This is a genomic window from Burkholderia sp. BCC0506, assembly GCF_902833145.1.
Classification (GTDB): domain Bacteria; phylum Pseudomonadota; class Gammaproteobacteria; order Burkholderiales; family Burkholderiaceae; genus Burkholderia.
The window spans coordinates 60,628-67,774 of sequence record NZ_CADFEN010000019.1 but is presented as its reverse complement, the minus strand read 5'-3'; the positions used below and the strand labels follow the sequence as shown (position 1 = coordinate 67,774).

Here is a 7,147-nt window from a genome sequence, read left to right as displayed (position 1 = left end):
GCGGGGTGGCCCAGCATCAACCAGGCTTCGTCCAGGATGATGACGGAGGGCTGGCCTTTCAGTGCGCGCTCGATGCGGCGGAACAGGTAGAGCAGCACCGGCAGCGCGAACTTCTCGCCCAGGTTCATCAGCTCTTCGATCTCGAACACCGTGAAGTCGGACAGCGACAGGCCGTCCTCTTCGGCGTCGAGCAGGTGGCCCATCGAGCCGTCCACCGTGTACTGCTTGATGGCCTCGCGGATCGCCTCGTCCTGAATCGTCACCGAGAACTCGGAGAGCGTGCGCGCGCCGCTGGCGTGCATGCTCATGATCGCGTTGCCGATCTCGTTGCGCTGCGCCGGCGTGGTGTTGACGCCGTTCAACGCCAGGATGGTGTCGATCCACTCCATCGCCCAGGCCCTATCCCCCTTCGTTTCGAGGAACTGGAGCGGGCAGAACGCCAGGCGGTCATCGTCGGCGGCCACCGTGAAATGCAGGCCGCTCTTGCCCTTCGTGGCCGCGCGGATGCCGGCCGCGAGTGGGTACATCGACATGCCCTTGTCGAAGGCGTAGATCGACATGCCGGCGTAGCGACGGAGCTGCGCGGCGATGATGCCCAGGTGCGTCGATTTGCCTGCGCCGGTCGGGCCGAACATGAAGGTGTGGCCCAGGTCGCGCACGTGCAGGTTCAGGCGGAACGGCGTAGCGCCCACCGTCACGCAGTGCATGAGCGCCGGCGACAGCGGCGGGTACATCGGGCACGGAGCCGTGGCGCTGCCCGTCCAGATCGAGCTTGTCGGCAGCAGGTCGGCCAGGTTCATCGTGTTGATGAGCGGCCGGCGCACGTTCTCGACGCCGTGGCCGGGCAAGCTGCCCAGGTACGCATCGAGCGTGTTGATCGTCTCGATACGGGCCGCGAAGGCCAGGCGGTTGACGGCCTTCTCGACCAGGAGCGCGGAGGCCGCCAGGCGCTCCCGATCCTCGTCCATCAGCACGACCACGCTGGTGTAGTAGCCGGCCGCCACCAAGCCGCTGTTGACCTCGGCGATGGCCGCCTCGGCGTCGCCGACCATCGCGGCCGCGTCCTGGTTGATCGAGCCGGTATTCGTGTTGAACACCTGATCGAAGAAGCCGCGAATCTTCTGCTTCCACTTCTTGCGGAACTTGTCCAGGTGCTTCAAGGACTCGTGCTGATCCATGAAGATGAAGCGGCTCGACCAGCGGTATTCGCTGGGCAGCTCGGCCAGGGCCGAGAGCACCCCAGGCGTTGACTCCAAGGGGAAGCCTTCGATGGCGACCACCTGGATGAACTTGCGCCCGATCTTGGGCACGACGCCGCCCCACAGCTCTTGCCCGCCGATTACCGCATCGAGGTACATCGGATTGCTGGGCAGCATGACCGGGTGATGGAGGCCCGTCACGCAGAACTGCAACCAGCTCAGGAAGTCATCGTGCGTGACTTCCCTGCCCTCTTCCGACACGACTTTTTGGCCGCGCAGGCGCGTCATCTTGACCGCCGAGGACAGGCGCGATTCCAGGCTGGTGATCTCGCGCTTGAACTGCGCAATCAGGCCCGTAGTGCGCGCCGTATGGTCGGGAGCCACCGCATCGTCATCGAACATGAGTTCGACAAACTTGCGCTGGGCCAGCACTGGCGGGAACCACGTGACGGTCAGGACAAAGTAGCCCTCGAACATCGCGCCCAGGCCCTCGAACAAGCGCCGGCGTTCCTCGTCAATGGCGAAGGAAACGGAGTCGGGGAACGATGACACGCCCCGCTCCGAGTAGTTCGGCGCAGGCCGACGCACAGCATCGACATGCACCATCCAGCCGTTCCCCAGGCCCGCCAGGGCCTGGTTGATGCGGAACGACACCATTTCCCGCTGTTCCTCGGTGCTGCTGGCGTTGTCATCCCCCTTGTACAGCCAGGCGGCCATAAAGGAGCCGTTCTTGCCCACGATCACGCCGTCATCGACCGCGGCGGCGTAATTGAGCAGATCGGCCAGGCCGGCATCCTTGGCGCGATGCTTCTTGAGCTTCAGCTCGGCATCGACAGCCCGGATGCGGGCAAAGAGGATGAGCAACAGAACCGCACCGAGCACAGCAATGGCAATTGCGATTGCTTCGATCATTTGTATTGCTTCCCTTGACTCGGCGTGTTGTCACGGAAGGGCGTGCTGCGAGCCGGGTAGTACGGCTTGTACCGGCGGTGCCGCAGGTACACGTGTCGCAGCTTCGGATCGGCCTTCGCCATGAGGCGCAGCGCGAAGAGCGCGCCGAACCACAAGGCGATGCCGAACACCGTTGCCCTCACTTCTTGGGCGCTGAAAATCAGCGCGCCGGCCAGCAGGCCCGAGAACATCACCAGCTCACGATCCCCGCCCATGAACAGGTTTTCTCGGTTGCCGGCCCTACGGATGGGGATCGCGCGCAGAGCCATGACTTACCCCGCGATGTGGCCGCGCTCGGCCCAGCGCATGACGGCTTCGCCGGGGAAGCCGGCCACGTCCAGCGCGGCGACCTTGACCTGGTGCAGCGCGCCATCGGTCAGGGCGGCGATTTCCGCGCCACGGCCGAAGAACGTGCTCATCATGTTCTGCGCGCCGACCAGCAGGGCCATGACCAGGACGATGAAGATCAACGTGCGGAAGAAGCCGTTGAGTTCGCCGCCGAAGATGAGGATGCCGCCGGCGACCACGATGCCGATGATCGACAGCGCGAAGGCCACCGGGCCGGTGACGGAGTTGCGGAGGTTGGTCAGCCAGCTCTCATACGGCAGAGAGCCGCCGGTGCCCTCGGAGGCGAATGCGTGCTGGGGGGCCAGCAGGAAGAACGCCAGGAGGGCGAAGAGGCCCATGTAGAACATGGGCGTTGCGGTTGAGGCGGAATGCCGGGAAGGTTGCTTGCATTGGTCGTAACTCCTAGTCAGAGGGTTTTGGTGATGTACTGGCCGTTGGCGAACCCGGAAACCTCCAAGATTTCCTGGATGCGCCGCGAGCCTTCGACGCGGGCGATATGAACAACCACGTGAACCGCCTCGCCGATAAGCGGTTCAATGGGTTTCGGGGAATCGGGGTGCATGCTGATGAGCATGGCGAGCCGATCCAATCCAGCTTTGGCGTTGTTTGCGTGCAGGGTTGCAGCACCTCCTTCGTGCCCGGTGTTCCAGGCCATCAACAGATCAAGGGCTTCGGGGCCGCGCACCTCGCCGACCAGGATTCGGTCGGGGCGCATGCGGAGGGTGGTTTTCAGCAGCGCCGTCATGTTCACGTCGATGCTGGTGTGGTACTGGACGTAGTTCTCGGCGGCGCACTGGATTTCGCCGGTGTCCTCGATGATGAAAACCCGCTCGGTCGGGTCTTGAATCACCATCTCGTTGATGATCGCGTTCACCAGCGTGGTCTTGCCCGAGCCGGTGCCGCCGATCACAAGGATGTTCCGGTGCGCGCGCACCGCTGCAATCAATGCCTCGCGCTGCGGCGCGGTCATGATTCCGCGTTCGACGTACTGATCGAGCGTGAAGATGGCGACGGCCTTCTTCCGAATGGCGAAGGTGGGTGCGGGCACAACCGGCGGGAGCTGGCCGGCGAAGCGACTGCCATCAAGGGGCAGCTCGCCTTCCAGGATCGGCTTGGAGCGCGTGACTTCCTTGCCGTGGTAGCCCGCGATGGTTTCGATGATGGCTTGCGCCTGCGCGACGCGCAGCGTGCCGATGCACTTCATCGGCTCGCCCAGGCGTTCGAGCCAGAGCTTGCCGTCCGCGTTGAGCATGATTTCAACGGTCTTGGGATCGTTGAGGGCGGCCAGCAGCTCCGGCCCCATGTCGCGTTCGAGCTTCTTCTTCGCCCGTTCCTTGATGCTGTTGTGTTCTGGTTTCTGGTCGGTCATTCCGTATGCCCTGTATGCCGTTGCGTTTCGCGCATTCTACACAGGTTCATACGATATATCGAACTAAGTTCGACCGCAACACCGAAGCGCACAAGGGTGACTTCGGCCGCGACGTTGCATCGCGGATTGCAGGGGCGAAAGAGGCGACAACGCGGCGCATGCTCCGTGCGCCCTCGCGCCGAACCCGTGGCGTTTGCGTTATGGGTTGTCCGGGGGTTGAGCCACCCCGGCGGGCTTTAGCGGCTAAAACTTGGCTGGCTCTTGTGGCTCAGTTCCGCGCCGCTTCCCTTCCCTTCTCACATCCTGGCGTCAACTCCCTCTAAGTTTCTTCCTTGTCGCTTCGCCCCACTTCTTGACGATGAACGCCTGGTGTTCTGGCAGCACGGCCGCCACGCGCTCGAAGCCTGGCGGCAGGCTTCGGGGTGCCTTGCCGCCGGCCAGGGCGTCAAGGGCTTCTTTGTCCAGGTCGGTCGATTCAAGCAGGAGCGGCAGGGGAGTTTCAAGGGCCTGCGCAATGTCCTCCATCACCTTTAGGGAGGGGTTGGCTTTGCCAGTAGTGAGATCGGACAGGAAGGAGATCGAAACCCCCGACCTGTCCGATAGCTCCTTTTTCGTCATGTGCCGCTCATCGAGCAGCCGGAGCACGTTCGTGAAGAAGATGTAGTTGTACAAGGCCCGTATGCCTTCTCGGTGCGGGCGGCAGAAAATTTTAGCCGCTAAAGTTCTTGACCACGGACGCAGGTTTAGCTAAACTGACGACTCCATTAGCGAAAGGAGCATGACGAATGAGCCACAACCTGTTCCAGTTTATCGGTAATCTTACCCGCGATACCGACGTTCGCCATAGCGAAAACAGCGCCCGCGCCGTTTTCGACCTGGCTGTCAATCGCGTGTGGCGCAACGCAGCCGGTGCGAAGCAGGAGCAGACGGACTTCTTCCGCATCAAGTCGTTCGGCGGCCTGGCCGAGAACGCGGGCAAGTACCTGGGCAAAGGCTCCAAGGTGTTCGTCCAGGGCCGCATCGAGCCGACGAAGTACGAGAAGGACGGCAAGACCGAATACGGGTTCGATTTCATCGCCGAGGAAATCGAATACCTGGACACCAAAGCGCCAGGCGGCGGCCAGTAAGGCCAGGCCCGGCCACGGCCGGGCAGTATGCTAGGAGGGAGATTAGATGCAGAACGAGTTCAACGAGCAGGAATACAGGCGCAAGCTCATCGAGGGCGGGCTTAGCGAAGCCGACGCCACCGACCTTGCCGCCCGTACCGCCGCCGCTCGCAGGGACTCGGGCAGCGCCGGCGGGGCCTTCCGCCCCGCCGGTTCCCTCTTCGAGCTGCCGGCCACGGCCGGCGACAACGAGGCGGCTTTGCCGCCGAAGCTACCGACGCCGGCAAGTGCCGCCGTCGAGCGATCCGAGCGCATGGCGCAGGAATCGGCCGAGCTTGCGCGCACGATGGGCCTGCCGCCCGAACCGCGCACCGCCGTGAACAAGATGGCCGAGCAGATCGGCGCGCTGGCCCAGGACAAACGGAGTAGTGCGATGGCGACCAAGAAGCGAACGGCCGGCGGTGAGCTGGCCGAGAAGGTCAGCGAGGCCAAGCAGACGGCCTTGCTCAAGCACACGAAGCAGCAGATCAAGGACATGCAGCTCTCGCTGTTCGACCTGGCTCCCTGGCCGGATCACATGCGGGCACTGCCCAACGACTTCGGGCGGTCGGCGATCTTCACCGTCCGCAACAAGAAGGTGCCGCGCGCCGCGCTGCAAGGCCAGTCGATCTACCACGTCAACAAAGACGTGGAGATCACCTACACCGGGATCGAGCTGCGCGCCGACGACGACGAGCTGGTATTCGCCCAGGTGCTGGAGTACGCGAAGCGCACCGCGCTCGGAGAGCCGGTTTCCTTCACGTTCTACGAGCTTTGCCAGGACTTGGACTGGTCAATCAACGGTCGGTACTACACAAGGGCCGAGGAATGCCTGACGCGGCTCCAGGCGTCGGCCATGCAGTTCTCATCCCAACGCATCGGCCGGCTCGAATCGGTGTCGCTGATCCGGCGCTTCCGCGTCCTGGATCGCGGCAAGCGCACGTCGCGCTGCCAGGTCGAGATCGACGCCGAAATCGTGGTGCTGTTCGCCGGCGACCACTACACGAAATTCGTGTGGGAGAAGTACCGCAAGCTGTCGCCCACCGCGCGGCGCATGTTCGACTACTTCGCCACCCACAAGGAGCCGTACCCGCTCAAGCTGGAGACGTTCCGGCTGATGTGCGGCTCGGATTCCACCCGGCCGAAGAAGTGGCGCGAGCAGGTAGGCGAAGCGTGCGACGAGCTGCGCGAAAACGGCCTGGTCGAAAGTGCGTGGGTGAACGACGACCTGGTGCATTGCAAGCGGTGATCGCCCCCCTGCCCTCCCCTGGAGCCGCCCGAGATCGAGGCGGCTTTTTTTCTCGAGCATCGCCACTTCCGGCGAGGCAGTACCGCGCACCAGCTCGCGCACGTCGAGCTGCAGCATCGTCACTTCCGGCGAGGCTGGCCACGTCCTGGCCACGGTCGACCATCGCCACATCCAACGATGCCCCGAGGGCCCCATCGCCAGTTCCGACGATGACGGCCGCCGCTGGATCTCGCATCGCCACTTCCGACGATGAGATCCACTCTTTGACATTTGAGGGGCCAAGCTGCGGGGGATTCTCCCGGCCGGCGGCCGCGAGAACCGGCTATGTCGTGCTACGCATCGAGCCAGGCGGCCACGGCCGCCCGTCTCGCCCCTGGCGGGCTTCCAGCGCCTTCCCGACGCTCACCGGGCCGGTGGCCCTCGCCGCTAGGCTACGAGGCCCTGGCGGGCCTTTCTGGCCCCTTCTCGGGGCCATAGAGGGGGTCGCCTCAGAAAACGGAAAATACTGCAACGTGATTTTTTGAAGCGTTGCCCTTGAAAGACTGCGCATCTGGCAAGCGACGCGAGCGTCGCGTTGATTTACAAGGGTTTTTTCGCTCCATGGCGAGCGAGCGCGGCTTGCAAAGACTTGCAAAGAATGCGGTCAGCTAGGTGTGATGTCCAGGGACGTTGTTCTGGCCCCCGCCCGTAATGACACCGTGCCGATTCAAGAAGTATCTGTCCAGACCGCTTGCCATTGAAGGCATGTTAGAGTTTGGGGCATGTCGAGTCCCGAATCAGACAGGTCAGGGGTTGTCGGTCACACCGCCAGCCCCTTGAACCACTAGTTACGACGCCCACGATCTGTGTGGGCGTATGTCTGGCGTACCCGGGGCGCTGGCCGTGG

Annotated in this window: 7 protein-coding genes; 2 read left to right on the top strand and 5 right to left on the bottom strand. The window is 63.6% G+C overall.

What is annotated here, in order from left to right:
* The 5 genes from HWX62_RS31140 to HWX62_RS31120 form a co-directional block, all read right to left on the bottom strand.
* On the bottom strand, positions 1-2,111 hold a 2,111-nt coding region (locus tag HWX62_RS31140; RefSeq protein WP_175985322.1), incomplete at its 3' end, for a conjugal transfer protein TrbE.
* Positions 2,108-2,419, bottom strand: a complete 312-nt coding sequence (locus HWX62_RS31135; RefSeq protein ID WP_001207961.1) for a conjugal transfer protein TrbD — start codon at positions 2,417-2,419, stop codon at positions 2,108-2,110. The genes HWX62_RS31135 and HWX62_RS31140, both read right to left, overlap by 4 nt.
* Before the next feature lie 3 nt (positions 2,420-2,422).
* A complete protein-coding gene (trbC, locus tag HWX62_RS31130) occupies positions 2,423-2,845 on the bottom strand; it encodes a conjugal transfer system pilin TrbC (protein ID WP_244136118.1) in 423 nt (140 codons plus the stop codon).
* Positions 2,846-2,904: 59 nt separating this feature from the next.
* On the bottom strand, positions 2,905-3,867 hold the full coding sequence (trbB, locus tag HWX62_RS31125; RefSeq protein ID WP_000132020.1) for a P-type conjugative transfer ATPase TrbB: 963 nt from the start codon (positions 3,865-3,867) through the stop codon (positions 2,905-2,907).
* Positions 3,868-4,176: 309 nt separating this feature from the next.
* A complete protein-coding gene (locus HWX62_RS31120) occupies positions 4,177-4,539 on the bottom strand; it encodes a transcriptional regulator (protein WP_010890126.1) in 363 nt (120 codons plus the stop codon).
* A gap of 113 nt (positions 4,540-4,652) precedes the next feature.
* On the opposite strand from HWX62_RS31120, the gene HWX62_RS31115 reads away from it, so the two are divergent.
* On the top strand, positions 4,653-4,994 hold the full coding sequence (locus HWX62_RS31115) for a single-stranded DNA-binding protein (protein WP_000019167.1): 342 nt from the start codon (positions 4,653-4,655) through the stop codon (positions 4,992-4,994).
* Between the two features lie 46 nt (positions 4,995-5,040).
* Positions 5,041-6,261, top strand: a complete 1,221-nt coding sequence (gene trfA, locus HWX62_RS31110) for a plasmid replication initiator TrfA (protein ID WP_011114072.1) — start codon at positions 5,041-5,043, stop codon at positions 6,259-6,261.
* Positions 6,262-7,147 lie beyond the last annotated feature (886 nt).

Excerpts from the sequence above, each read along its gene's own strand:
- trfA (WP_011114072.1), top strand. The coding sequence starts at position 5,041 with ATGCAGAACGAGTTCAACGAGCAGGAATACAGGCGCAAGCTCATCGAG.
- trbC (WP_244136118.1), bottom strand. The coding sequence starts at position 2,845 with ATGTTCTACATGGGCCTCTTCGCCCTCCTGGCGTTCTTCCTGCTGGCC.
- HWX62_RS31135 (WP_001207961.1), bottom strand. The coding sequence starts at position 2,419 with ATGGCTCTGCGCGCGATCCCCATCCGTAGGGCCGGCAACCGAGAAAAC.
- trbB (WP_000132020.1), bottom strand. The coding sequence starts at position 3,867 with ATGACCGACCAGAAACCAGAACACAACAGCATCAAGGAACGGGCGAAG.
- HWX62_RS31115 (WP_000019167.1), top strand. The coding sequence starts at position 4,653 with ATGAGCCACAACCTGTTCCAGTTTATCGGTAATCTTACCCGCGATACC.